The organism is Fibrobacter sp. UWB1 (assembly GCF_002210325.1).
Taxonomy (GTDB): Bacteria; Fibrobacterota; Fibrobacteria; order Fibrobacterales; family Fibrobacteraceae; genus Fibrobacter.
The window spans coordinates 17,431-43,547 of the sequence record NZ_MWQL01000018.1; the positions used below are offsets into that span (position 1 = coordinate 17,431).

20 protein-coding genes and 1 tRNA gene are annotated in these 26,117 nt (G+C 48.4%); 17 read left to right on the forward strand and 4 right to left on the reverse strand.

Features of this window, described 5'->3' with window-relative positions; translation table 11 throughout:
* Positions 1 to 6 precede the first annotated feature (6 nt).
* The 11 genes from B7988_RS12285 to B7988_RS12335 all read left to right on the forward strand — a co-directional run bounded on the left by B7988_RS12285 (position 7) and on the right by B7988_RS12335 (position 11,141).
* Positions 7 to 2,433: a hypothetical protein gene (locus B7988_RS12285; RefSeq protein WP_088658146.1), complete on the forward strand. Its 2,427-nt coding sequence runs from the start codon at positions 7 to 9 to the stop codon at positions 2,431 to 2,433.
* Entirely contained in the window at positions 2,417 to 3,136 is a 720-nt protein-coding gene (locus B7988_RS12290) for a hypothetical protein (RefSeq protein ID WP_088658147.1), read from the forward strand. The genes B7988_RS12285 and B7988_RS12290 overlap by 17 nt, the downstream gene beginning before the upstream one ends.
* Before the next feature lie 64 nt (positions 3,137 to 3,200).
* Positions 3,201 to 3,950, forward strand: coding sequence for a PIN domain-containing protein (locus tag B7988_RS12295; protein WP_141225667.1), 750 nt, complete (start codon positions 3,201 to 3,203; stop codon positions 3,948 to 3,950).
* Between the two features lie 189 nt (positions 3,951 to 4,139).
* Positions 4,140 to 4,448 (forward strand): hypothetical protein, encoded by a 309-nt coding sequence (locus B7988_RS12300; protein WP_088658149.1) that lies wholly within the window; start codon positions 4,140 to 4,142, stop codon positions 4,446 to 4,448.
* 103 nt (positions 4,449 to 4,551) lie between these two features.
* Positions 4,552 to 6,288, forward strand: a complete 1,737-nt coding sequence (locus tag B7988_RS12305) for an RNA-binding domain-containing protein (protein WP_088658150.1) — start codon at positions 4,552 to 4,554, stop codon at positions 6,286 to 6,288.
* Between the two features lie 70 nt (positions 6,289 to 6,358).
* On the forward strand, positions 6,359 to 6,577 hold the full coding sequence (locus B7988_RS12310; RefSeq protein WP_141225668.1) for a hypothetical protein: 219 nt from the start codon (positions 6,359 to 6,361) through the stop codon (positions 6,575 to 6,577).
* Positions 6,578 to 6,636: 59 nt separating this feature from the next.
* Entirely contained in the window at positions 6,637 to 7,101 is a 465-nt protein-coding gene (locus B7988_RS12315; RefSeq protein ID WP_088658152.1) for a hypothetical protein, read from the forward strand.
* Positions 7,102 to 7,284: 183 nt separating this feature from the next.
* The gene (gene purD, locus B7988_RS12320) at positions 7,285 to 8,568 is read left to right on the forward strand and encodes a phosphoribosylamine--glycine ligase (protein ID WP_088658153.1); all 1,284 of its coding nucleotides are present in this window, start codon (positions 7,285 to 7,287) and stop codon (positions 8,566 to 8,568) included.
* Positions 8,569 to 8,580: 12 nt separating this feature from the next.
* Complete coding sequence (gene purE / locus B7988_RS12325; protein WP_088658154.1) at positions 8,581 to 9,060, forward strand: 5-(carboxyamino)imidazole ribonucleotide mutase; 480 nt, start codon at positions 8,581 to 8,583, stop codon at positions 9,058 to 9,060.
* Positions 9,061 to 9,142: 82 nt separating this feature from the next.
* Complete coding sequence (locus B7988_RS12330; RefSeq protein ID WP_088658155.1) at positions 9,143 to 10,003, forward strand: DUF3108 domain-containing protein; 861 nt, start codon at positions 9,143 to 9,145, stop codon at positions 10,001 to 10,003.
* 115 nt (positions 10,004 to 10,118) lie between these two features.
* Positions 10,119 to 11,141 carry a hypothetical protein gene (locus B7988_RS12335; protein WP_073323566.1) on the forward strand — a complete coding sequence of 341 codons (1,023 nt, stop codon included), beginning with the start codon at positions 10,119 to 10,121 and terminating at the stop codon, positions 11,139 to 11,141.
* Between the two features lie 47 nt (positions 11,142 to 11,188).
* Here B7988_RS12335 and B7988_RS12340 read toward each other — a convergent pair.
* A tRNA-Arg gene (locus B7988_RS12340) sits at positions 11,189 to 11,262 on the reverse strand.
* A gap of 21 nt (positions 11,263 to 11,283) precedes the next feature.
* A complete protein-coding gene (gene rimO, locus B7988_RS12345; RefSeq protein WP_088658156.1) occupies positions 11,284 to 12,594 on the reverse strand; it encodes a 30S ribosomal protein S12 methylthiotransferase RimO in 1,311 nt (436 codons plus the stop codon).
* A 119-nt stretch (positions 12,595 to 12,713) separates the two neighbouring features.
* Here rimO and frr point away from each other — a divergent pair, with 119 nt between their 5' ends.
* The 5 genes from frr (at position 12,714) to B7988_RS12370 (ending at position 17,924) form a co-directional block, all read left to right on the forward strand.
* Positions 12,714 to 13,247: a ribosome recycling factor gene (gene frr, locus B7988_RS12350; RefSeq protein ID WP_072799877.1), complete on the forward strand. Its 534-nt coding sequence runs from the start codon at positions 12,714 to 12,716 to the stop codon at positions 13,245 to 13,247.
* 12 nt (positions 13,248 to 13,259) lie between these two features.
* Entirely contained in the window at positions 13,260 to 13,970 is a 711-nt protein-coding gene (locus tag B7988_RS12355; RefSeq protein ID WP_088658157.1) for an isoprenyl transferase, read from the forward strand.
* Positions 13,963 to 14,844, forward strand: a complete 882-nt coding sequence (locus B7988_RS12360) for a phosphatidate cytidylyltransferase (RefSeq protein ID WP_088658158.1) — start codon at positions 13,963 to 13,965, stop codon at positions 14,842 to 14,844. The genes B7988_RS12355 and B7988_RS12360 overlap by 8 nt, the downstream gene beginning before the upstream one ends.
* Positions 14,845 to 14,984: 140 nt before the next feature.
* Positions 14,985 to 16,391 carry a polysaccharide deacetylase family protein gene (locus tag B7988_RS12365; RefSeq protein WP_088658159.1) on the forward strand — a complete coding sequence of 469 codons (1,407 nt, stop codon included), beginning with the start codon at positions 14,985 to 14,987 and terminating at the stop codon, positions 16,389 to 16,391.
* A gap of 78 nt (positions 16,392 to 16,469) precedes the next feature.
* A complete protein-coding gene (locus B7988_RS12370; protein ID WP_088658160.1) occupies positions 16,470 to 17,924 on the forward strand; it encodes a DEAD/DEAH box helicase in 1,455 nt (484 codons plus the stop codon).
* 1 nt (position 17,925) lies between these two features.
* Here the strand turns inward: B7988_RS12370 and B7988_RS12375 are convergent, their stop codons facing one another.
* Together B7988_RS12375 and B7988_RS12380 are read right to left on the reverse strand one after the other, a co-directional pair.
* Complete coding sequence (locus tag B7988_RS12375) at positions 17,926 to 18,744, reverse strand: hypothetical protein (protein WP_141225669.1); 819 nt, start codon at positions 18,742 to 18,744, stop codon at positions 17,926 to 17,928.
* Positions 18,745 to 18,754: 10 nt separating this feature from the next.
* Complete coding sequence (locus B7988_RS12380; protein WP_088658162.1) at positions 18,755 to 19,783, reverse strand: hypothetical protein; 1,029 nt, start codon at positions 19,781 to 19,783, stop codon at positions 18,755 to 18,757.
* A 230-nt stretch (positions 19,784 to 20,013) separates the two neighbouring features.
* On the opposite strand from B7988_RS12380, the gene B7988_RS12385 reads away from it, so the two are divergent.
* Positions 20,014 to 26,085, forward strand: coding sequence for an InlB B-repeat-containing protein (locus B7988_RS12385; protein ID WP_170930654.1), 6,072 nt, complete (start codon positions 20,014 to 20,016; stop codon positions 26,083 to 26,085).
* Positions 26,086 to 26,117 lie beyond the last annotated feature (32 nt).

Sequence of the window (26,117 nt, forward strand, 5' to 3'; positions counted from 1 at the left end):
GCTGGTATGAATCTCTTTGATAAAAGTCCAAGATTTGTTAAAATCTATTGTGCCTTAGACTCGTTAAAGAAGTCTATTATTAGGTTTGTGTGTTCTAGGTGGTGGGACAAGAAGTCCGATATAAAAGATAATACTGGGCATTTATTTAGCTTTATTAGAAATTCTATAACGAGTATTTTCGCTGCAGTAATAACAGCATGGATAACCTGGTTTATTGAACCTTGCTTTGTGCAGTGTGCAGAGGATGCAAAATCATTTACAGCATATTATGTTGCCGTTTTAATTGCCGTTGCTGCGATTGAAACTCTATTTATTGGCCTTTATTATGCAGGAATGACGTCTGTTGCAAGTGCCGCCTATGCAAAGGTACCATATGAAATTCGTGAATTATTGATTAAGGATCGCGTTAGTAATCTATTTATGCGTATGGCTTCAATTTCGAGCGTTTATGTGTATATAATGCTTGGGATTTGTTTGCTTTTTGATGTATATTCAAAAATTGCGTATGCCTTATCAATAATAAGTGTGATTCTTATTATTCCTTCTTTTCTTTTTTTAGGAAAAAGACTTTTCAATTTATTTAACCCAAGAAATTGGGTTCCTTTTTTATCAAATCAGTTGAATTTGCAGTGGAAAATTTTAGGTAAGCTTAATCACCACTATGCTCTTGAAGACAATGCTACTTTTTGTCAAAAAAACGGAATGGGCATTGCTCGTTGTTTGGAATGTTTAAGTCAAATTTTGAATAAGAATGCTGAGTATTCCAAACGAGACCTTTTCCGCTTTGATTGTGATATTATAGGAATTTTGCAGAGATATCAGGTATGTAAGCGTTCGTTTCCAACAAACAGCCTCTGGTACGGGAAAAAATATCGTTATAAGAACATAACGGAACAAGACTATGTTCGAACAAACTATATGTTGGGTTTCCAAAACCAAATGCCAATTGAAGGAACCGATGATTATTGGTTTGAAAATTGCTTGGAGAAATTACTTTTTACTGATATAAAGCATTATGCTTGTGAAGCTGAGTTTACGGCGATTATACCGAAATTTGGCAAATACATTCAATCGCTTGCGTATAATAATGAGTATGGTAGAGCACTTTTAATTATTGATAAATTATGGGGGTTAAAGCCAGCCTCATTTTCTCAGGAACATTGGGGAGTTTCTTTTGTTGAGAATATCTTTATTTTCGAAATAAATTTAATTGTTTATTTGTCAGAAACCTTGGACAAGAGAGCTCTTTCTGCAGTTCTTCAAAAAATTAAAATAGAGAAAAAAGAAAGCCTCTACAAAACAGGATTTAATCCATCTCAATTGAGGGACTTAGAAGGATTAAATGAGAAAATACAGACAGAACTGAAAATTGAAGGTTCTGTCAAGACCCCGCCTTGGTATATTGTGGATTTTCTTTGCCAACGAGAGGCGATTCGTTTTAACGACAACTACAAATTGTTGACGAAGCAAAATATTGAACGATTTGAAAATCGACTCAAAGATGCTCAGCTGTCTCCTGTTTGTAAGGCCGCAACTCTGAAATGTATTGAAGAGTTCTGGACTAATGTTTTCAAATCAGAAGATCATTTAATGTTTATTTACGACTCTTTATCAACTGATGTAAAAGATCCGCTTATCGCTTTTACGCACCTAGTAAAGAACGAATATAAGAAGGAATATGAAAACCATTTAAAATATTTGACGGTAGAGTCTTCAATTATTATTCCTGCTATTTCAGTAAAAGAGCGTAATGAAGAAGTTCCTGATTATGCCGGCATGTTATTTTTGAAAATGTTTAGAGACTGCATAGATTTTGCCATAAAGGGCGATTGTTGTATAGCAGAAAAATGTTTTCAGAATGGATTGACAACTATTTTTATCCGGATGGTGTATGCAAAAAATTTTGGCGAAATGAAGGAATATATTGATTATGCGATTCTTGTATCTAATGTTTTGTTAATATGTTCTGAATATTATGAAAATGAGCATCTTGTATCACAGATTGATTCTGCTTGGGATAAGCAGATGGAAGTTTGTTTTAAAGATGAGTTGCTGAAGCCTTTGTTTGTAAAATACAAGAAAGATATTTTTTCAAATATTGATGATACAAAAATGGGAATGAATTCTCAAATAGTTCCGAAGTTTGAAAGGAAAATAATAACGTTAATCGAAAAAGTTCCCTATGAGATGAAAGATTCTCGCAAGTCTATGATTCCTGAGCAATATGCTGTTGTGAATCATAAAAGTGCCCTTATTAGGCATCTTGTGAAGAATTATAGAGAGCATCCGAGTTATATGCGCAAAATTGATATAAAGCACCCGTTCTTTGTGCATTATTTTATGAAGAACCCCTATTTACAAGACTGCGAATTTGGTTGGGAAAATGAATATCTGAAACGGGCATTAGAGGGAGGCGATGATGAAGAAAAATGATTCTGAATGGTCTTGCTCTGTTGTATGCGGAAGCGGTCCTAGTTCTGCGTTCCATTCTCGATTTGTTAATCAATACACTTTTTTTCAAAAATTTGAAATAAGCATTGTAGGGCAAGAAAATTTCAATATAATGGACGTCCTTTCACAAATTTCACCATATAGCGAAACTCGGATTGCAGAACAAATGGGACATTGCGTGAGAGAAATTGTTGCCGACATGTTAATTTCTGGCTCATGTATTTACCGTTTTGATAAGAAAAAGCGTGATTGGAAGTTTGCAATTCCTGAAGAATTAGGCGGAGAAAAATTCTTTGCAAAAAAGGTCCTTTTGTTGAATGATTTTTTGCAAGAAAAGGCGAAATTATACATGCAGAATAGTTCTATTTTAAAAAGAATATATAAAGAACATTTAATCGCTGCATCAAAAGCTTTTCGTTGTTGGGGCTTTTATTTGACGGATGCTTCAGATGTTTCGGGCTTTTATTTGGCTTATGCACATTTGAAAGTAGAACGGACAAAGGCCATCTTGCGAGATTACGTTCTTTCAACAATTGAGAAAAACTTAAATAGTATGGGCTATGATATAAAATTTAAAGTGTCAAAAATTCGATCTATGAGCGAACTTGATAAAGAAATTGAGAAATTAAACAAAGGCTTGTTGTCTCCAACAGAAGCTTTTGAAATAAAAGAAGCATTTGCTTAATAAGGCATAAACAATGCGAATTAGCGTAATCTAAAGATGTAAATATTTTTACCGAGATTTCCTAATGCCCACTCCTAAATTCCCCATATCCCATGTCCTTGTGGACTGCGAAAATGTCGGGCTGAACGGCCTGACCGACCTTGTCGTTAATACGGACGGCTCTCCGCTGAAGTTCGTGCTGTTCCACAATTCCACGAACAAGATAAACCTTTCGCTTACGCAGCTGAAGGATTTCGGTTACGCCCTGAGCGAGGGCCGCATCGAACTTGTGGAACTTGCGATTCCCGAGAAGATGACCAAGAAACAGGCCGAAAACGCGCTCGACTTCTACATCGCATTTTACATGGGCCAAGTGATGCCCCGCGAACCGTTCAACAGTCATTGCGTGATTCTTTCAAAAGATCACGACTACGATCCGCTCGTTCTGCATGTGCAAAAGCAGTTCGGCGAAGACCGCTGCGAACGCGTGGAATCGTACGAGGAACTGGCGAAACGCCTGGGGCTAATCGCCAAGCCTCAAGAAGCGAAAAAGGTTGCTGCGCCCAAGAAGCCCGCTCCGCAACCGGCGAAGCCCGCGAAGAAGGCTGTGCCACAAAAGGCGTTTGACTTGCAAAAGGCTCTCGAAAAGGCTATGGCGAATCTGAAAGGCATTTCAAAGAATCCGCCCACCACCAAATCAAAATTGCAGAAGACGCTAAAGAACTGGTTCGCTGCAGAAAAGCTGACCGACGCAAATATTCAAAGCCTGATAGACGCCCTCCAAAACGCAGGCTTCCTGGAACTCTCGAAAACCAATCAGGTCAAGTATAAATGATTGCGGTAAAAAAGCATGAATAACTCATTTTGTCACTTTGTGTCAAGTCGATGGAGTTATATTTAGGTAGAATAGAAATCCTGAACGGCGATAAATTTAAAAATTGGCGATAAATCGGTGATAAACGCTAAAAACGGCGATAAAAGTGGCGATAAATACTGAGAATGGCGATAAAAGTGGCGATAAAAAATGATGTCTGATGTTTTTGTCATAGGTGCCGGTTGTAGTGTTCCGTATGGATTCCCTACGGGTGCAATGCTGATGCAGAAGTTGAAAGATTTCGACTATTCAAGTACAGTTAATAAAAGAAAATACGCAAAAGTCTATGCAACGGCCATGGGCTTGTCTTCTCAGAACCGTCTAAGGATATCAACATATTTGGACCTCAAGGACTTTGAAAAAAGAAACGAACCCGAGCCAATGCCCGAGATAGAAAACCGAATCCTCAAGGACGCAAGTGCGGTTGACCTGATTCTTGATTATTATACGCTTGCGTAAGTGGCTGTTACGCTGTTGAGAAAAATCTCATTTTGTCACTTTGTGTCAAGTGGATGGAGTTATATTTAGGTAGAATAGGAATCCCATGGACTAGAGGAAAACAATGAAACTCTACACTGCACAAGAACTCTATAAACAGTTGTCCGAATCCGATGAATGCGTGTGGATTGAGGCCAAGGGCGAAAGTGATTCGGCTCAGTCGTTGATGGAGTCTGTCTGTTCGTTTAGCAACGAACCTGGGCTTGGCGGTGGGTATATTCTTTTAGGAATTGGTGAAGATACCAAGGCGCTCGACAATCGTTTTTGGATTGAGGGAGTTGAAAATCCAGATAAGGCTCAGTTGGATATTTCTACGCGGTGCGCGAGCATGTTCAATTTGTCGGTGCGTCCGCGAATCGATGTGGAAAAGCTTGATGGCAAGAATGTGCTGAAAATTTTCGTGCCGGAACTCCCAAGTCAACAAAAACCTCTGTATTTCAAGAGCGTTGGTTTACCGCAAGGTGCATGGCGACGAATCGGGTCAAGCGACCAACGATGCACAGAAGAAGACTTGTATGCCTTTTATCAAGATAATACGAGTTTCGATTCTTCTGTTGTCAAGAATACAGGTTTTGATGATGTTGATTTGGATGCCGTCAAGTATTACCGCAGATGTCGCAAAGAGGTTAATCCCAAGGCGGAAGAACTCAACTATAGTGACAGGGAACTTTTGGAATCGTTGGAATGCCTGACGCAAGATGGTAACCTTACATTTGCTGGTGTAATGCTTTTTGGAACGAAGCGTGTTATTCGGCGGTTTTACCCGTTGATGCGGACGGACTATATTCGTGTACGTGGAAATGAGTGGGTAGAAAATGTCAATGAACGTTTTTCTGCGATTGAGTTCATGGGGCCGCTCATGCTCCAGATTGACAGGATGATTGATGCGGTCTTGTCGGATTTGCCTCAAAATTTTTCGTTGAAAGAAGGGCAGATACACGCGACGACAAAACCCGACTTGCCGGAACGTGTGATAAGGGAGGCTATCGTAAATGCCGTTATGCATCGTTCGTATCGGCATAACCGTCCGACTCAAATTATCCGCTACAACAATCGCATCGAAATAATTAATTCGGGGTATTCTCTGAAGGCGCAAGAAGAAATTGGAACCGCTGGGAGCGATACACGAAATCAGTTGATTGCCTCGATTCTCCATGAGACAAACCTTGCGGAATTCAAGGGAACGGGGATTCGTACCATGCGTCGCCTGATGACCGGGGCGGGACTTTCGATGCCCACGTTTGAGTCTGACAGAACAAAGGATACTTTCACGATTCGGTTGCTTTTGCACAAGTTCTTTGACGAAGGTGATGTTGCTTGGCTCAACAGTTTTGGTGGAACACTGTCGCAGGGGCAGCGTTCGGCCTTGATTTTTGCCCGTGAAGTTGGTGCAGTTGATACGTTGACTTATATGCAGATTGTCGGTGAAAAACGGAAATTGGCTGATTCAAACCTTGATTTTCTTAAAAAAATGGGCGTTTTGAAGCAAAAGGGCAAAACGGTTGACTCGGTGTATTATGTGCTGAATTCGGATTTTGACGTGATCACCCCCCAAGTCACCCCCCAAGTCACCCCCCAAGTCGCCCCCCAAGTTGATATACAAACTAAATGCAATGAACTGGTCTTGTTCTGTAGAATTCCTCGGTCTAAAAAGGAGATGATGGCATTCTTGAAGTTGTCTGACCGAAAGAGTTTTGACAAATTGTACCTCAAGCCATTGCTTAACAAAAGAATACGTTATACTGTTCCGGATAAGCCGAATAGCCGGATCCAGAAATATGTGGCGATTGGTGAGAGTTAGATAAAACAGTCCCCAACGGAGCAAATAAAAACAGAACATATTCTTTGAAGACTTGATGCCGGGAATAACTATGCAACCCCTAAAACTTGAAGATATTACCGCCCAGTTCGATAGCATCGTCCGCAGGTATCGCGACGGTGGCTTTATCGCTTACCGCGATGCGGGCGAACTGCTCAAGTACGAAGGCGGCCTCCCGGAAGTCAACCGGCTGAAAATATCTTGGCTGTCGCGGTTCAAGAATCGCCCCGCCATGAGAGACAAGCTGGAAAAATGGGCAAAAATATCGTAAAAATAGTTGGAAAAACGGACGAAATTAGTTGTTTTAAGGTTGGATAAACGGAAAAACTGATGATTCAACGTAAAATCGACAACTGGAGTCTTGTGGATTTTGATGGAGAAAATAATATGTGCAAAAATGGAATGATGAAGATCTTCTTGTGTGCCATATTCTTTCTGCTAGTATCTTGTTCTACAGAAAAGGATGAACAGGAATTGAATTCTATTGAAAAGGAATACCTGGAGAAAAGAGAGACTTTTAGTGCAGCATATTGTGCTGTTTATGGATTTCCTGTAAAGCCCCTTGGGAAAATATGGAATCGAGAATTAGGAACATCAAAGATTATGTTGCGCAATAATAAAAGTGCAAAGAAAGGAATATTTGAAGTCGCTGATTCAAGCGTATATAAACATGCCTTCAGTTTGTCTTTTCCATTGGAAGAAGATTCGAGTGCGATAAAAAATTTTATGCAACGTATAATCTGCTTGCAGATTGCTTTAATCGTGATTCGCTGTATCTTGGGTCAATTACTGTAAATGACCGCTGTCAGACTTCGAATTCAAATGGTCGAATGGATAAAAGAATGTTGGTGGAGCTGAAATCAGTTTTCCCTGAATGGTATGATTCGTATGAAAAAGCATGCAAGTAGTATTGGGCCAAGGCCCCTTCCGCATGCTATTTTTCTAAATTATCCCCCGTACAAGTATAAGGACTCGCTTATGAATATTCTCGTCGTTGGTAGCGGTGGTCGCGAACATGCCATCGCTCTTGCAGTCAAGAAGTCGCCGCTGTGCGACACTCTCGTGTGCGCTCCGGGCAACCCGGGCATGGCAAACCTCGGCAAGTGCGTGCCGGTGGATGTGACCGACCCGAAGGCCATTGCCGACCTCGCGGTTGCCGAAAAGATTGACCTCGCGGTCATCGGCCCCGAAATTCCGCTGGTCGCTGGCGTGGTGGATGAATTCCGCCGTCGCGGGCTGCGCGCTTTCGGCCCGACTGCGGCTGCTGCCGCGCTCGAAGGCTCCAAGGCCTTCAGCAAGGATATCATGAAGAAGTACAACGTGCCGACGGCAGCCTTCGAGACCTTCACCGATCTCGCCTCCGCCAAGAAGTTCCTCGCCGAACACCCGGCTCCGATCGTGGTGAAGGCGTCGGGCCTCGCTGCGGGCAAGGGCGCTATCGTCTGCATGACCGACAAGGAAGCGAACGACGCTGTCGAAGAAATGCTCGGCGACAAGGCGGTCTTCGGTGAATCCGGCAAGACGGTCGTGATTGAAGAATTCATGGACGGCGAAGAAGCCTCCATCTTCGTGGTTTGCGATGGCAAGGATTACGTGATTCTCTCTTCTGCCCAGGACCACAAGCGCGTCTTTGACGACGACAAGGGCCCGAACACGGGTGGCATGGGCGCCTACAGCCCGGCTCCGGTGGTGACGGACGCTCTCCTCGACGAAGTGAAGAAGACGATTATCGAACCGACCCTCAAGGGCATGGCTGCCGAAGGCAAGCCCTACACGGGCGTGCTCTACGTGGGCATCATGGTGACTGCGAAGGGCCCGAAGGTCGTGGAATACAACTGCCGCCTCGGCGACCCCGAATGCCAGATTGTGCTCCCGCTCTATGACGGCGACGTGCTCGCTTTGTTCGACGCTGCTGAAAAGGGTGAACTCGCTAAGCTCGGTGCCCCGAAGGCTCCGAAGGGCAGCTCCGCAATCGTGGTGCTTGCAAGCGCGGGCTATCCGGGCTCCTACGAAAAGGGCAAGGTTGTCACGGGTATCGAAGAAGCCGAAAAGAACGGCGCCCAGGTGCTCCATGCCGGTACCAGGATGGTCGACGGCAAGTTGGTGACCAATGGTGGTCGCGTGTTCGGTGTGGTGGGCCATGGCGAAACGCTCCAGGCTGCTCTCGACATCGCTTACGAAGCTGCCGAGAAGGTTCAGTTCGAAGGCAAGTTCTACCGCAAGGACATCGGCAAGAAGGGCCTTGCAAGACTCGCAAAATAAGGAAACTTAAAAATGCAGATTAATGAAGTTCCGAATGCAAAGGTCGGTATCGTTGCGGGTAGCAAGTCCGACCAGGAAACTGTAGACAAGATCACCGCGGTGCTCGACCAGTTCGGCATCACGTGGGAATACAACATCCTCTCTGCACACCGCACCCCGAACGCCACCGCGAAGTATGCTCGCGAAGCTGCCGGGCGAGGCCTCCAGGTCCTCATCGGTGTTGCTGGCCTCGCTGCAGCCCTCCCGGGCGTGCTCGCAGGGCACACCATTCTTCCCGTTATCGGCTTGCCCTGCGCCGGCGGCCCGCTCAACGGCGTCGATGCTCTGCACTCTATCGTGCAGATGCCCCCGGGAATCCCGGTGGCCACGGTCGGCATCGGCAACGGCAAGAATGCCGGTTACCTCGCCGCCCACATCGTCGCCATCGCAGATCCGGCAGTCCGCGAGAAGCTCGTCGCCTACCGCAAAGGCCTCGGAGATATTGAAGGGTAACACAATGTGGAATGTGTAATGTGAAATGTGGAATTAGATATTTCGCATCACACATCACACATTACACACCTCACATTCTTTTATGCTCTCTCGTCTTTGTACATTCGCTTCGCTCATGTACCAACTGTTCAGCTCGGTCATGCCCAACTTCGTTGGTCGCGACTCTCGCTTTACGCAGTTGTCGTCTATCGTCTTTCTCACGGCGTTCCTCGTGGCGGCGTCTTTCGCCGGTGAACCCGACCTTCCTGAGGTCAACGCCCCGTGGATGAAGGGAGAACGCTTGACCTTCAGCCTTGGTTGGGGGTTCATTACGGCAGGTACTGCGACTCTCGAGGTCAAACCGATTGCTGGCGGCAAGACGGAGTTCCTGACCTTCGCGACTGGCAACAAGACCATCAACCGAATCTACCCGGTAAACGATACGGTGTACACCCGCGTACGCAACAAGGGCCTCATGACCGAAGTGTTCCGCAAGCGACTCCACGAGGGCACGTTCCACAACACGTCTGTTATCCGCTTTGACCGCAAGGGCGAAAAGGCGTGGCTTTCGGATACGGTGTTCACCGATATGAAAACCCGCAAGACCAAGCGCTCTGCCGATACGGCAGTCACTATCCAGGGCGAAGAACATAGCATTATGTCGGCGTTCTACTTGGTGCGAACCCTCCCGCTCAAGGTGGGGGAGACTTCCCGTTTTTCGGCGGTGAGTGGCAAAAAACGCTATGAACTTAAAGTGATTGTACACGGTCGCGAAAAGATCGAGAGCATTTTTGGCGAAGTCCCCTGCATTAAAGTGGAACCCGTTCTCGATGGCGACGGCATTTTTGTCTCCAAAGGGCGCATTTTTATATGGCTCACCGATGACGAACGCCGCATTCCGGTACTTATGGAGTGCGAAATTGCGCTTGGTTCTATCAAGGCTAAATTGCTAGAGGCCAAATAATGCCCAAAAAACCTTCGAAAAGCGTGTTTTTTGCTTTTTTTACATTAAGTTTCGTGCGATTTGCTCGCTTAAAAGTTATATTCGCAAATGCGATTATATAATCTGAGGCTTTTTCATGTTTAAGAAAGTACTTTTGTCTTTATGTTTGACCGCCTTCTTGTCTTGGGCGCAAGACGACTTTGACGAGGACGATGAAGGCTTTATTTCTGCCCCCGCCTCTGCTCAAGAAGAAGGTGACGCTGCTCCGCATGCTTCCATGGCCACTGGCGATGACGAAGAAGAGGAAGAAGTCTATGACGTTGGTATTAACTCTGCCCAGCGTCGTGAAATGGCCGAACGCAAGAAGTTTGAAGAAGAACAGCGTCTCGATGAATACGCGAACTCAGAACGTCGCCGTGACTGGTTGCGCAACCGCTTGATTTTCCAGATCGGTATGGGTTCCCGTTACCCGATTATGGGCGAAACCGGTATGGGTATGGGTCTTGGTGCCGGCATTGAATACATTTTGCCGTTCCATTTGGCTCTTTACGGTTCTTTCGGTTTCGTGCCGAAGGGAACTGACAACGATTTCGACGAATGGGATCTTGAAGGCGGTACGGGTTACAAGGTTGGCTTGAACTACTATCTGTTCCCCAAGAATCCGCTCCATTTGGGCGTGTCTGTGTCTTACGGTACTGTGTACTTTGACCATGACATCGTTCCCGACGAAAGCAAGACCCGTGCTTTGATTAAGGTGGATGGCTTCCAGTTTGACGCCCTTATCACCTACTTGACCAACGAATGGTATTACTTGCAGTTCTCTATCGGTATGTACTATGCACCGAAGCTTGCCAAGACTCCGAAGACCTATTATGCAAGCACCGGTCAGGGCGACCAGGAAACGGATAACCCGAGCTTCCGCAAGCTAGAAACTCCGATGATGGACTTGGAAGGCAATTACCAGAACATTTGGCTGGCTGATGGCGAAACGGGTGAATGGGGTTCCCGCGTGGTGGACCCGAAAGGTATGAGCAAGACAGGCATCGTCTTCGGTATCGCTATCGGTTACGCTCTGCCGGAACTCTTCCCGGATGACACCGAAAAGCGCCGCCGCGAACGTGAAAAGGCTAGAGCCCGCTCTGGCGTCGCCGGTCGCTAAGTCCTGAATGACATTGAAAAAGGCTCCTCGATGAGGAGCCTTTTTTATACCCTTGATGCGATTCGAACGCATGACCTTCAACTTCGGAGGCTGACACTCTATCCAACTGAGCTACAAGGGCGTGTGGTGCAAAGATAGTAAATTACACCAGCTTCACAATCAGTTCATGCGGTTCGGCGTCTACCACGAGCGCGTCGCGGAATTCACCTACGTCGGCATCACCTTCGAGCACCTTCACGATATCGTCGTTTTCCATGGAGTTGCCTTCGGTGCGTCCGTAAAAGTGGTATTCGCTTTCTTCGGCAACCTGGTCGATGATGATGCGGACTTTCTTTCCGATCATCGCCTCGGCATGTTCGGCATCAAGTTCTTCTTGCAAATCGTTTACGGCGTCGAGCCTTGCGCGGGCTTCGCTTTCGTCGACTGCAGGCAAGTCCATCTCCATCACGGGGGTGCCTTCTTCGGGACTGAATACGAATCCGCCCAAGTGATCGAACTGAATGTCTTCCAACAGTTCCATCAGTTCTTCAAAGTCTTCGTGGGTTTCGCCGGGGAATCCGACAAGCACCGTGGTGCGCAGCGTAACGCCCGGAATACGCTCGCGAATCTTGTGCAGAATATCGACGAGTTCCTTTTTGCGGTAGTTCCTCTTCATGTTCTTGAGTACGTTGTCGCTTGCATGCTGTATGGGCATGTCCACATACTTCACCAGGCGCGGTTCGCTTGCCATCAGGTCCAAAAGTTCATCGTCCACGAACATCGGGTACCAGTAAAGCGTGCGGATCCACGGAATGTTTGTGTTGTCGAGAATGGCTCGTAAAAGCTGGGCGAGCGTGCCGCCCTTCTTGCCCTTTTCGCGGCCAAAGTAAGTCGTGTCTTGTGCGATGAGCGTGATTTCCTGGACGCCCTGCGCTTCGAGTTCCTTGGCTTCTGCCACAATGTCTTCGATGCTTCGCGAAACCTGCTTTCCGCGAATAAGGGGAATCGCGCAGTAGGCGCAGCGGCGGTTGCAGCCTTCGGCAATCTTCAGGTAGGCGTGGTGCTTGAATCCGCCCAGGTTCATGCGCGGCAAGTTCTCTGCGTCGCAAGTTTGCGGAGCCACGATGCCCATCTTCTTCAAGAGCTCACCCGGTTTGTAGGTGCCCACCCAGTAATCGACTTCGGGCAGTTCCTTTACTAGTTCGTCGCCGTAGCGGCCCGAAAGGCAGCCCGACACAATCAGCTTCTGCTTGGGCTTCTTGCCGTTAATTTGTGCGAGAATCGCGTTGATGGATTCTTCTTTAGCGGCTTCGATAAAACCGCAGGTGTTCACCAGGATGTAGTCCGCTTTGGCGGCCGTATCGCAAGTTGCAAAACCGGCGTGTAACATTTCTCCGACCAGGTTTTCTGCATCGACCTGGTTCTTGGCGCATCCTAAATGGACAACGAAAACTTTGGGCTTTTTAGTAGGCATAACGCCAAATTTAGAATTTTCTCTTACAAAAACACTACTTATTTTGCGCCTACATTTTCAATTATCTATATTTCGCAACTAGTAACTGGTAAGTAAAACCTTTTAACACGCAAAAAATTATGGCAGATTATTCTGATAAAATGAACAAGGCCATTGAGGCCACCGAACGTGAATTCTCGAAGATCCGCGCAGGCCAGGCTAGCCCCGCTATCCTGAACGACGTGCGCATCGACTACTACGGTACGCCGACTCCGATTTCCCAGGTGGCTAAGGTTTCTGTGCCCGAACCGCGCATGCTGCTTGTGTCCCCGTGGGAAAAGACCATGGTTGACCCGATTGAAAAGGCTATCCTTGCAGCAAACATCGGCCTTACCCCGATGAAGGACGGCAACTGCATTCGCGTGAGCCTCCCGATTCTTACCACGGAACGCCGTCAGGAACTTGCAAAGATTGCACGCAAGCATGCCGAAGAAGGCCGCGTGGCTATCCGCAATATCCGCCGCGATGCTAACGACGCCCTCAAGAAGAACAAGGAACTGCCCGAAGACGAAGTCAAGAAACAGCAGGACGAAATCCAGAAGGCTACCGACAAGGCTATTGCCCAGATCGACAGCCTCCTCGCTGAAAAGGAAGCAGACATCCTCAAGGTGTAGTCCGGGGTTTGCGTGGCAAATCAGCTTAGACATGTAGCGATTATCATGGATGGCAATGGGCGCTGGGCCCGTAGCCGCGGTCTTGAACGTTTCCTCGGACACCGCAAGGGCACCCAGGCGACGATTGATGCCGTCGAAGTGGGCGTGAACCTGAAACTTGAACACATGACGTTGTATGTGTTCAGTTCCGAAAACTGGGGCAGGCCCAGCAAGGAAGTGGATTACTTGATGAACCTCTTGATCGAGATGGTTGTCAAGGAAATTCCCGATCTCATGGAAAAGAACGTGAAGCTTACGGTGATTGGCAACATGAACCGTTTGCCAGAAAAGCCGCGCACAAGTCTTCAGTCCGCCATCGACAAGACGGCGAACAACACGGGCATGCAGCTGAACCTCGCTATCTCTTATGGTGGCAGGCAAGAAATTGTCGAAGCGACGCGTTCCATTGCCACGCAAGTGGCGTCCGGGGCAATCAAGGTTGAAGATATCGACGAGACGCTCTTCGCTAAGAATTTGTATTTAAAAGGAGCTCCCGATCCGGATCTCGTGATTCGTACCGGGGGAGAGTTCAGGCTTTCGAATTACCTGCTTTGGCAGGCCGCTTACAGCGAATTCTACGTAACCGATACGCTGTGGCCCGACTTTACCAAGGAAGAATTCTTGAAGGCCGTCGAGTTCTTCAATACTCGAGAAAGACGTTTTGGAAAGGTGTTGCATGAGTAATCTTGCGCAGCGTTTAATTACGGCGTTCATCGCCATTCCTATTGTATTCTTTTTGCTGTGGTTCAGCGATTACAGCCGTATAGGGTTGATGTGCTTTTTGGCCGGTGTCGGTGCCTGGGAATGGGCCGGTATGGCCTGCAAAATGTACAAGGGCCCCGATACCCGCTACCTTTCGTTTGCATCTTCCTTGGCCCTGACGCTCGCATGGGCTCTTTCCAAAGGTGGCTATTTTGGAATGCCTGCCGTGCCGTACGTGGTGGGCATGACCTTCCTCGTGATTTTTGCGATTTATATTGGCTTGGCTTACGCCAAGGTCGAAATCGATCACCTGTTCCCGTGGCTCGTGATGCAGCTTGGCGCCCCGCTCTATGTGGGCCTCTGGGGTGGCATGAACGTGCTCATGATGGGCAACGGCCAGGGTTTTGAACATTGCTATCCGTTTATTCTTGTGATGACGGGTGTATGGCTTTGCGATACGGTGGCCTATTTCTTTGGCAAGTTTGCGGCAGGCAAGGGTCCCTTTGGTCGTCACCTGTTTGCACCGAGCATCAGCCCGAAAAAGACTTGGGAAGGTTCCGTCGCAGGTTCTGTCGCGACTATCGCCTGGGTCGCTTATTGGGCCAAGTGCAGCGCCGCCATCGGGTGCTTTAATGTGGATATCGACTGGGCGAAGGCGATTGGCCTTGGCGTCTTGGTGACTGTTGCGGGCCAGGTGGGTGACCTCTTGATGTCTGCACTCAAGCGTTGGAGCGGTACCAAGGATTCCGGTAACCTGTTTGTTGGCCACGGTGGAGTGCTTGACCGTTGCGATTCCTTTTACCTCGCGGCCCCCGCTCTCTACCTGCTGATGGATTTTTTCCAGAAACTCGCTTAGCAGAAACGTTTCCGAACGTTTACATTCGTTGTTTTTGCTAACAACGGATACTGTCGCCCTATTATTGCGATTGTTTTAGCCCATATATATATTATAACGGGGTAGAACATTAAATCAATCACTAAAAAGGGTGTGAGTGTATGAATTACAAAAAGATTTCTATTGCTGCGCTGATTGCCATGGGTTCTTCCATGGTTTTTGCTCAGGATGCTGAAATTGCCACTTGGGCAGGCTTCCGCAAGGCTGCCGTTTCCTTCACGTTTGACGATGGCCCGCAAAGCGATGTAGGTGTTGCTTTGCCCATGTTCGATAAGTACGGCTATAAGGCGACCTTTAACATTGTTACAGGTTGGGTTGGCGGACAAGGAATGATTAGTTGGGATGGAGTGAAACAACTAGCCTCTTCTGGTCACGAAATCGCAAGCCATAGTGACAGTCATCCCAATGGACAACCGATGCCCGGTAACGAAATTGCATCGTCCAAGCAGACTCTTAACAGCAAGGTTCAGCAGAAATACGGCTGTATTACGCTGGCTTACCCGAACTGCGATACCCCGGGTGACTCCCAGGTTCTTCAGAATTACGTTGTCGGAAGAATTTGTAACGGAAGCTGGAAGGGCGGCTCCGATATTATGGGCAAAGATGGTCCGAACAACTGGGCTGCCGTTTCTGCGCTCATGACCGGTAATCAGGGAACCAGCGATTTTAAGGGCAATATGCAAAAGGCCGTTCAACAAGGCGGTTGGGTTGCATTCCTGACGCACGGCTTTACAACGGGCACAAACGGCTATGCGACTTACTCTCCGACCGATGCTAGCACTATGGAAGGCTCCCTCCAGTATGCCCAGCAGAACGACAAGGACATTTGGGTGGCTCCGATGGGTCACGTTGCCATGTACATCAAGGAACGTAAGGCCGCAAAGGTTGACGTTTCTAACAGCGGCAGCTCCACTACGGTTAAGCTGACTCACAACATTAAGGACAACATTTCCAATTATGACTACCCGCTCTCCCTGCGCGTCAAGTACAGCGGTTCCACTGCCAACGTGACGCAGGCGGGTGCCAAACTTGAATCCAAGATTGACGGCGGCTATGTGTACTTCGACGCCGTGCCGAACGCAGGCGAGATCGTTATCGCTGGCGAAGGTGCAGGTCCCTCTCCGGAATCCTCCAGCAGCGTTGAACCGCCGAAGTCTTCTTCTAGCGAAGCCAAGAGCTCTTCTTCTGCCTCCAATCCGTGGGGCCCGAAGTCCTCTTCCAGCACTGATGTCGGTTGCGACGCACTTATCCCAGGATGCGGCTATGAAGGTCCCGGCATGGCTATTGCTGCCGAACTTCAGAACGACTTCGGTCTCTCTGTCTACAGATCCTCTGACAACTACATCGTGGTCGGCGGCGCTCAGGGCATGAGCATTACCGTGTTCAACAGCCTCGGTCACCAGGTGCGTACCACTCGCGGTCTCGGTGCAGTGCAGAAGGTTTACACGGGCGCCAAGGGCGTGTACATTGTCAAGGTGGGCGGCAAGTCCTTCAAGGTCAAGCTTTAATCCGTTTTACCAAAACCTCTCTCGAAAAAAGGGAATCCTGATAAAAAGGGATTCCCTTTTTCTACATTTGGCACTAATATGCTTTTTTCTGAACTTCCCTTGGCAAACCCTTTGCAGCGCGCGATTCGCGCTGTCGGTTATGAACAGCCCACTCCGATTCAGGAACGCTCCATTCCGAGCCTTCTCGAAGGCAAGGACCTGCTGGGAATCGCCCAGACGGGCACGGGGAAGACGGCCGCCTTTGCTCTCCCGATTTTGCAGCTGTTGCTCGATTCGGGGAAATTTCGTGCGCCCAAGACTTGTCGCGCGCTGATTCTTTTGCCTACGCGCGAGCTTGCCATTCAGGTGGAAGAATGCTTTAAGCAGTACGCCCAGTTCACGGCGATTTCGACGGCTTGCATTTTCGGCGGTGTGAGCGACGTGAGCCAAAAGCGCAACCTGATTCGTGGCGTAGATGTTCTGGTCGCGACCCCGGGGCGTCTGCTCGATTTGATCAACCAGAAAGCGGTGTCCCTGAAGGCGCTTGAGTTCTTTGTGCTCGACGAAGCGGACCGCATGCTTGACATGGGGTTCATCCACGATATCCGCAAGGTGGTGGCGCTGTTGCCGCAGAACCGCCAGAATCTGTTCTTCAGCGCGACCATGCCCGACGATATTACGAAGCTTGCCGCGACAATCCTGCGCCCGAACCCAGTGAGGGTGGAGGTGGCGCCGCAGAGCACTCCGATTGAACGCATTCATCAAGAACTCTACCGCATCGACAAACGCCGCAAAGGCGCTCTCCTCAAGGAACTGCTGCTTGCTCACCCCGAAATGAAAAAGGTGCTGGTCTTTAGCCGCACCAAGCACGGCGCCGACAAGATTACGCGCGTGCTCGAAAAGGCGGGCATCAAGTGTGCCGCCATTCACGGCAACAAGAGCCAGAACCGCAGGCAACAGGCTTTAGGCAACTTCAAGTGCGAACAGATTCGTGTGTTGGTGGCCACCGACATTGCCGCCCGCGGAATCGACGTGGATGACGTGTCGCACGTTTTCAATTACGACTTGCCCGACGTTCCCGAAACATTCGTGCACCGTATCGGCCGTACCGCCCGCGCGGGTAAAGATGGCATCGCGATTTCGTTCTGCGCTCCTGACGAAGAGCAAGATTTACGCGCCATCGAAAAGCTGACCCGAATCAGCATTCCCGAAGGCGACAAGGCGATTTACGAAAAGCTCCCGCCCCAGCAAAAAGAAACTCCCGAAAGCGAAATGCGCAATGCCCGTGGCCGCGGGTTCCCGCGTCGTGACAACAGCCGCGGCAAACAGAATCAGGCTAAGCCCGGTAACAAAAAGGAGCGTCCGCAGCAAAACCGTCCGCAGAATAAACCGCAAAATGAAAAACGCCCCGCTCCAAAGAGCGAAGGCGTTCAACAAGCGAATCCGCAGGATCAGTTGGGGCGCCGCACCATCGGGAAAAACCGTCCCGGCTCGCATGCCCGCAAGCGCATGCGCGAGGCTGCCGAGGCCGCTCGCCGCGCTCAAGGCAATTAAGCTATTCGATCGAGTACAAGAACCATTCCCAAATGATTCTTGCCTTTTCGCCCGTAGTCGTGTGCAGCTTCGGATTGTTTTCTGCGACCCATCCCAGGTTCTTGACCGGAACGCAGTCGGAATCCTTCAGCAAGTCCTCGTCATCGTAGTAGTCGTCATGTTCGTTCTTGTCCCTGAGAACCGGGCAAATCTCGATTGCGTCGATACCGCGGGGCAGCTGGATAGCAATCTTCTTTTCGCCAGCCCATCTGTCGACGTCGACAGTATCCAGAATCGTTGCAGAAAACGGGTCGTATTCCGAAGGATCGGAGTCAATGTAAGACTTGACCAGGAACCTGATTTCGGGATCGCCCAGCTTTTCGTTCTTGCTAATGGATTCAACGGTCTGCTTGTAGTTGATAAGCGTAATGCTCAGCATCTTGTTGTAGCGCAGGTAGTTGACCATCGGGCCATCGTCTGATCCGGTGTAGTTGCCCTTGTCGTTGTATTCGTCTTCGTTCTTGACCATCTTGATGATTGTGGCAAGGCTCAGCACGGTGTCGGCGCTGTTGCCCCTGAACTTGTCGATAAAGAGGTCGCAGCGCTTCTTGTAATTGTCGGTAAAGCGCTTGGTCTGGTCGTAGCAATTGTAGTTGTCGATATTTTCGCGCAAGGCTTCAAGGGACTCCAGGGCGTCCTGGGCTCCGACTTCAATCGAGAATTCGACTTGTTTCTTGTCTTCGACTTCAATGGGGTTGTCTCCGCATGCAACAAGCGGAAGCGTTGCCAGGGCAAGCAGCGGAATCGAGACGAGTTTCAACATAAAGCTTTTCTGATTCATAATAATACCATTACCTTATGCTAAAGTCCAAGAACATGCGCCAGGTCGGGGTTCCCTGTCCGATGTTGTAGAATCGGTGGTTCGCGTTCTGGGTGGCGCCGCCAAAGGCAAACATCTGGACTTCGAAGGATACGAGTCGGCTTTCGATACCGAGACCGATCCAGCTGTTCGTTTCCCAGTCGTCCATGTAGAAGAACTTGTTTGTCTGATGGCTTTCGTATGCCGGGAACGGTGTTACGCCTGCGCTTTCGAACAAGGCGAGATCTTCCTTGAGGCTCTTGTTGCTTGTGCTCATGTAGAGTCTGTTCTCGGTGTCGGTCAATTCGTAAATGGGCTTGGTCAGTCCAAACGTCAAGCTCGTGTACAAGAAGGTGGTCGTTCCTTTGATGTGGTAACCGAACTTGCCGGTCAGCGGCATGTCGGCCGAGAAATTGTAGTACTTGCGGTCAAGTTCGTGCCTGAGCGTGTACTTTTCGCCTGTAGAAAGCTTGCCTTCTTGTTCGTCTACATCAAAGGTCCAGCGGGAATAGCGGTACAGTGCACCCAGTCGACCTTGGACTCCAAAATAGTTGCCAAAGTAGTGTCTGTAGAAGTAATACATGCCCATGCCCATGCCCCAATTGGCGTCGTGGTCCATGTGCCAGTAGTTCTTGTCGTTGTATGTGGCGCTCATAAGGCTCAAACCGTGGTGCATTGTCTTGGAGCGCTTCTTGGCAGAACGCTGGACCTTATCCTGGTAGTCGGCGTAAGTGATCTTGTTGCGCATTTTCTTTGGTGCGGCAGTGTCGGCGGCAGCGGTATCTGCCTTGGCCTTGGTCGGAGCGGCGACTTTGGCGGTGTTGGCAGGCTTTACAGTTTCTGCCGGCTTTGCACTGTCTGCTTCGGCCGTTGCGGCTGTGGTAGCCGTTGTGGCGGTAGAATCCGTAGAAACGGCGGTAGAGTCGTTAGCGGCTACTGTTGCGATGCTATCTTGTTTGGCTTGGGCTGCGGCTGCGGAATCGGTCACGATGACGTATTCCTGGGCAAAACCGAATGCCATGGATAGGCTGCATATCGTTAAAACTTTGCGAATTATGGTCATAATCGTGCGTTTGCTCCCATAAAAGGGTTCCAATTACAAAAAATAAGAAAAAAATAGCCATTGTGCAAAAAAATATTAAAAAAAATGGAATTTGTAAAAAAAAATAATTAGTTTTGTCTCAAGAAGGATTCCTAGTGGTTTTCCTTGTTTTTGTTGAAGGGCAAAACGCTAGCATTAGAGGAATGTTTATGAATACAGGTAAGATTTCTCTCGGAAAGTTACTCTCCCTGCTTGTTTTTGTGGTGGGTTTTCAATCTGTATGGGCTGATGTTTGGAAAGGTAATATCGAGGCTCCCCAAAAGCAGACTATCGGGGGCAAGGAATATTACGTGATTGAAAAGGCTGCGCACTTGGCGTGGTTTTCCGATTCTGTCAACAAGTATGTGCTTAATGCGAAATGGCAGAGGATGATAAGTCTCATTGAGGCCGACACCTCTAAACCCGAATATAGGACTCGTGCGTTCAAGGATTCTGCTATTGCCTTGATGACGGCAATCCGGCAGGATCCGGAATCCTACTATCAGGATCCCGCCAAAAAAGCTCTCTGGAATAAGGGCCCATATACAGGGTATTTGAGATCGGCGTGGGACTTTACGACCGATGTAGAAATGAATGCCACGATAACGGCGGAATACCTGGATATGAACAATATTCCGTTTACTCCGATTGCAGCCGGTAATGGTACTGCGAAATATACAGGAACGTTCTTGGGAAACGGTATTACCATCAAGAACTTAAAGGTCGATAGTAAGGAATTCCCGTTACAGGTCTTTGACGTGGTGCATGGCTACCCCTCCTATTGTCAGAATGTGGGCTTGTTCGGCGTGATCGGTAGCGGTACAGTAAGGAATCTGATTCTTGATGGGGTGACTATTTATGCGACCGGTAAAAATGATTACTGGGCAAACCCGCACCAGGTGAGTGTGGGTCCCATTGTCGGTTGGATGACCGGCGGAACCATTGATACCTGCTATACTTCGGGAAAAATCGTCACGAATGGGCGAGATGTTGGTGCTGGCGGTATTTTGGGTGCAATGACCAACGGCAAAAAAATAAGCAATGCCTTGAGTACGGTTTCGATTGAAGCGTCCGGACGAGATGTCTATGTCGGTGGTATTTCGGGTGTTATCCGTGGTGGCGTGACTATTTCAAGTAGCGTCTATGATGGCGATGCTCTGGAGGCTCATCCGGATGAAATCGGAGCGCAGGGGGCTATAGCTGGCCGAGTCGTAAATAACAGAGACACTTCAAAAGCCCAAACGATCGATATTACTCTGTCGCATTGCTATTACGATGAAGATGCCCTAGACAACGATAATTGGGTTGGTTCCCTCGATGTATATGTGAATGTAATTGGCGACCCCAAGGGATTTTCTGATGTCAATACAGAAGAAAATGCGTGCTTGCTGAATAAACATACATGGAATGAATCGACAAAGACTTGCTCCGATTCTACGGGCCTTTGGACGAATCAAGAAAATATCGCCATTACCGGTGTTTCTAAAAGAGAAGGCGACTTGAATGCGGAAACGGTGTTCTTGATTACTTTCGATGCAAACGGTGGCTCGTTCGCTCCTGGCGCAAAGACGACTAAGGAACTGAAGTTCAATACCCCGTTGACGGCCGATGAAATCTCGACTCCGACTTACGACAGCACCAAGGCTTTTGTGGGCTGGTCTTTGGATCCGACGGCTACGGCATTTGGAGATTTGGGAATTGTCTATGGCGTAAAAAAAGTGTATGCCGTATGGAAAAATCTGAATCTTTACAAGATTACCTTTGATCTCAATACGGGCGACAGCTCTGCGACATTAACGAAGATGGCGGTAGAAAATAAGGCCATTACGACGGATGGTTTTGCAGAAGGAGCACTCCCGTCTGTTTATATGGTCGGTGATGCCAAGTATTATTTTGCCGGCTGGTCGCTTGCCAAGATGGGTCAGGTTATTGATACCCTAGGCGTGGCGACGAAGGATATTACGTTCTATGCTCGATGGAGAGATGCTCCGCAATACAAGGTGATTTTCGACGTGCAAGGTCACGGAACTGCGCCTGCCGACAAACTTGTTGCCGAAGGCGAACACACGACGGCTCCTGATGAACCTACCGCCATCGGATATGTTTTTGAAGGCTGGTATAAGGAACCGTCTTGCAAGAACAAGTATAATTTCCAGACGTTGGTAGATACGACAATCACGTTGTATGCCAAGTGGACGCCCATGGTTTACGACATTACTTACAATTTGAATGGCGGATTGAATAATGTCGCTAACCCGACTACTTATACGGTTGAAAAGGAATTCACTTTTGCTGCGCCGACCATCAACAATGACACTCTCGAATTCAAGGGTTGGTTCTATGACGGCGCCTTTACGAATCCTGCTAATCAGGTCACGAAGGGTTCTTACGGCGATATAACGCTTTATGCTTACTGGAAAATCAAGGAATTCGTCATCAATTATCAAGCCGGTGAAGAAGGCGTGAACAACGTTCCTCCCGTGGTAAAGAAATATGGCGAAGCGATAAACTTGTTGGGGGCCGTGTATCAACGTCCCGGTTACGAACAGGACGGCTGGTCTACAGTTGATAACGGTGACAAGGTGTATGAACTGAATGGTCTTTATACGGACAACAAGGCCGTGCAATTGTTCCCGCATTGGAAAAAGGTTGCTTATACAATTACGTACGTGTTGAACGGTGGCGTAAATGATGCCGAAAATCCGGCGACCTACACCTTGGATGATTCGACGGGGATTGACTTGAAGAATCCGACAAGATTGGGTTATGAGTTTAAGGGCTGGTATGAAACCGAAGACTTTAGCGGTTCAGTAATTAAGAAATTCCAGGCCAAGACTCCGTATGGTCACAAGACTCTTTATGCCAAGTGGCTGGTGAAACCGGTGACGGTGACGGTCGTAGGACAATCCTGTGATTACAATGGAAAGAACTGCGGTGCCAAGGTCTCTATAACGGGCGTTCCGGGCGGATACAAGGGCTATGCAATTACGGATTCTATCAAGAATGTGAAGGATGGACCGATTGATGCAAAGATTGTTGGCTTTATCATCGTAAATACGACGACGGGCGATACTGTAACCAGTGCGTTCAATGTCGTGTTCAAAGAAAGCGGATCTGTCAGTGTGAATCCGAAGCTGGTTAACTTTACCACGGATAATATCCCGCCGGAAACGTATACGGGAGACTCTATCCATGTTAAGGGCAGCTCCAAGACAAGTGGCTTGATCGCGGGCCATTCGCACAATGTGGGCTACACTGTAGATGCTCTCGAATGGCGTGAAGATGGCTATGACCCGGTTATGACGGATCCTGCTAAGGTGAAAATTTTGGATGCCGACGGCAACGACGTGACAGATAACTATACCATAGGCAGTATTGCTCCGCCGACCAAGAAATTTGTTGTTAAGAAGAGCGATGGCGACTTCGATGTTGTTTTCGCCGATGAACACGTGACGGATGATGGCAATCCGCATTCCATGACGCGTGGTGCCTATAGCGATGTCCCGGGAACGACATTCAAGTACCAGCTGGATGGTGCCGGAGAATGGACGGATGACTTGAGCTCTCTTGTGGCGTCGGGAGTTGGAGAACATACAGTTAAAGTGATTGCTACCAACCCGAATTACAATAAGACTCAAGAAAAAACGGCGAAGCTGGTAATTACCGATAAGATTATTGTTACTGTCGAAGTGAAGAGTAAATCCAAGGAATATGATGGAACTCCTTTGACAACGACTTACGAGACGAATGGTGCGTTTGAGCCGGGTGATGAGCCGGTTGTTGAACTGTCCGGTTCGATTAAGGATGTGGGATCCGTAATTGCCCGGGTGAAGTCTTTCAAGGTGATGAACGGTTCTACGGATGTGACTTCTAAATATGTAGTCAATACGTACGATGCGTTCTTGACGGTGAAGAAAGCGGTACTCAACATTAAGACTGAATCTGGCACGAAGTCTTACGACGGAAAGCCTCTTGTCAAGGATGTTCCAATCGTTACTGGACTTAAGAATGGAGAAAAACCCACAATTGAGGTGACGGGTAGCCAGAAAATGGTCGGCTCTTCTACAAATGAATATAAGATTACTTGGGGTTCTGTAAATCCCAAGAACTATCAGATTGTCGAAGACCTCGGAGCCCTCACGGTGACAAAGGCTCAAGTCGAGATTCGGATGAAAGATGCCGTTAAGCTCTACGGCGATGCGGATCCTGCTTTGATTGGTACTGTGTCGGGCTTGGCTGATGGAGCCGAAGGCGATTTGGGCGAACTCAGGTATTACCGCTTGAATCCGTCGGTCAAGAATGCTGGCGAAAATGTGGACTCCATTGCGGTGAGCTATACGCCTAACCCGAACTACGATGTGACTGTTGTTCTGGGTAAGTTGACGATTGAAAAACGCCATGTGACGTTGACGTCTGCCTCTGCGACCAAGGTGTATGATGGCACTCCGCTGACAAATGACACAATCAATGTTGGTGGCGACGGCTTTGCTCCCGACGAAGGCTTTATCTTTACGGTAACCGGCACGCAGACGAATGCTGGTAGCAGCGAGAATGCCTTTACCTATGTCCTTAAGGCGAATACGGATACGGCTGCAAACTATATCGTTGACGCGCCGGTAATCGGTAAGCTTCAGGTGACCAAGTCTCCTGTGAATGTGACAATCAAGGGTAACACCAATACCTATGCCTACAATGGTTGGGAACAGGTGATTTCGGGTTACAGCTTGAAGATGGACAATAGCCTTTATTCTGTAAGCGATATCGAGTTCAGCGGAGATTCTGTCGTTCGTAAGACACGAAGCGGCAATTACCCGATGGGGCTCGAAGTTAAGAACTTCACGAACAAAAATGCGAACTTCGACGTTACTTTTGATGTAACGGATGGTCGCTTGGTTATTCTTCCGCCTGAAATCGCGGTCAAGTACAACGATGCCGGCGACACGATCCACGTGGTTGTCGGCGAAAAGGATTCCGATTCCGAAGTGAATGCGAAGATTAACGATGCCCTCGAAAATCATGTGCCGCCGATTCCGCTGCCGACGAAGGCTGCTGATGACGACTCTACCTATGCCTTTGCCGGCTGGGCAAAGAACTTGGGCTCGGGCATGTATGAACCGGTATTTGACGCTACGGTCAAGCTCGACACGATTCAGGTGGTTTACCAGAAGAATCCTAAAGAAACGATCGATGTCGTGATTCACGTAACGGATACGTACAATGAAATTGTACAGAGAATCGACAGCACGTTCAATGATAGAGGTCTCGATTTGCCGACCAAGCCGAGCGATGGTGATTCGAACTATGTGCTCGTTTGGGTGAAGGATGATTCTACCGGAGAGTATGAACCTGAATTCAAGGGTGAATTGATTGTGGTTGAAATTGCCGCGCAATACGGTGATTCTCCGACCGATACCATTCATGTGATGATTCGCCCGAAGGATACAAATGCCCAGATTAACAATAAGATTGGTAACGCCCTTACGAATCATTTGCCGCCTATCAAGGTGACGCCTAAGGATACTTCGTACTCGCTCGTTGGCTGGAAACAGGATTCGAAGACGGGCAACTATGTTCCGATCTTCTCGAAGGACGAATTGGTCTTCAAGATCAATTTCCACTTGCCCGAAGGCGCAGAGCTTACTGAAGAATTCGAAGGCTACGTTTACGGCAAGGTCGCGAAGCTCCCGGATGCGGTCATGACGTCTGATACGACTTGGGTGTTCAAGGGCTGGTATACAAAGACCAAGGGCCGCGGCAACCATGTGAAGGCCATGCGCGAAGGTGATTTTGGCAACAAGAGCCTGTATCCGTACTTCATAAAGACGCTTCGTTACGACACCTATGGTGAAAAGGAAGTCAATGCCAATGGCGAGAAGGGCGAAATCGTGGTTATTTACACGGATCGTGCCGACACGACAATCGAACGCGCCCTACGTAGCATTTTGCCGAAGGACTTCGCCAAGAATGGCGTGAAGTATACGTTCAACGGCTGGAAACTTGTGGATGGCGTGTATGTGGCGATCTTTAAGCGAGTCTCTGTCCGCTTCAATGTGGTGCTTGATTCTCGAGCCTTCAGCATTGAAGAGGCACAGATGGGAGCCCGTTACGCCGTGTTCGACATGGATGGCCGCGTTGTAAAGCGTGGTGTGGTGTCGAACGGCTCGCAGCGTGTAGAAGTGCCCAAGTCGGGCAGTTACACCGTGCGTGTAAACAAGGACGCCGTCCAGGTGAACGTTAAGTAGCTTGTCATCCTGAGTGTAGCCCGTAAGGGCGA

Coding starts and splice junctions, on each gene's coding strand:
- B7988_RS12285 (WP_088658146.1), top strand. CDS start 7: ATGAATCTCTTTGATAAAAGTCCAAGATTTGTTAAAATCTATTGTGCC.
- B7988_RS12290 (WP_088658147.1), top strand. CDS start 2,417: ATGATGAAGAAAAATGATTCTGAATGGTCTTGCTCTGTTGTATGCGGA.
- B7988_RS12295 (WP_141225667.1), top strand. CDS start 3,201: ATGCCCACTCCTAAATTCCCCATATCCCATGTCCTTGTGGACTGCGAA.
- B7988_RS12300 (WP_088658149.1), top strand. CDS start 4,140: ATGATGTCTGATGTTTTTGTCATAGGTGCCGGTTGTAGTGTTCCGTAT.
- B7988_RS12305 (WP_088658150.1), top strand. CDS start 4,552: ATGAAACTCTACACTGCACAAGAACTCTATAAACAGTTGTCCGAATCC.
- B7988_RS12310 (WP_141225668.1), top strand. CDS start 6,359: ATGCAACCCCTAAAACTTGAAGATATTACCGCCCAGTTCGATAGCATC.
- B7988_RS12315 (WP_088658152.1), top strand. CDS start 6,637: ATGATTCAACGTAAAATCGACAACTGGAGTCTTGTGGATTTTGATGGA.
- purD (WP_088658153.1), top strand. CDS start 7,285: ATGAATATTCTCGTCGTTGGTAGCGGTGGTCGCGAACATGCCATCGCT.
- purE (WP_088658154.1), top strand. CDS start 8,581: ATGCAGATTAATGAAGTTCCGAATGCAAAGGTCGGTATCGTTGCGGGT.
- B7988_RS12330 (WP_088658155.1), top strand. CDS start 9,143: ATGCTCTCTCGTCTTTGTACATTCGCTTCGCTCATGTACCAACTGTTC.
- B7988_RS12335 (WP_073323566.1), top strand. CDS start 10,119: ATGTTTAAGAAAGTACTTTTGTCTTTATGTTTGACCGCCTTCTTGTCT.
- rimO (WP_088658156.1), bottom strand. CDS start 12,594: ATGCCTACTAAAAAGCCCAAAGTTTTCGTTGTCCATTTAGGATGCGCC.
- frr (WP_072799877.1), top strand. CDS start 12,714: ATGGCAGATTATTCTGATAAAATGAACAAGGCCATTGAGGCCACCGAA.
- B7988_RS12360 (WP_088658158.1), top strand. CDS start 13,963: ATGAGTAATCTTGCGCAGCGTTTAATTACGGCGTTCATCGCCATTCCT.
- B7988_RS12365 (WP_088658159.1), top strand. CDS start 14,985: ATGAATTACAAAAAGATTTCTATTGCTGCGCTGATTGCCATGGGTTCT.
- B7988_RS12370 (WP_088658160.1), top strand. CDS start 16,470: ATGCTTTTTTCTGAACTTCCCTTGGCAAACCCTTTGCAGCGCGCGATT.
- B7988_RS12375 (WP_141225669.1), bottom strand. CDS start 18,744: ATGAATCAGAAAAGCTTTATGTTGAAACTCGTCTCGATTCCGCTGCTT.
- B7988_RS12380 (WP_088658162.1), bottom strand. CDS start 19,783: ATGGCATTCGGTTTTGCCCAGGAATACGTCATCGTGACCGATTCCGCA.
- B7988_RS12385 (WP_170930654.1), top strand. CDS start 20,014: ATGAATACAGGTAAGATTTCTCTCGGAAAGTTACTCTCCCTGCTTGTT.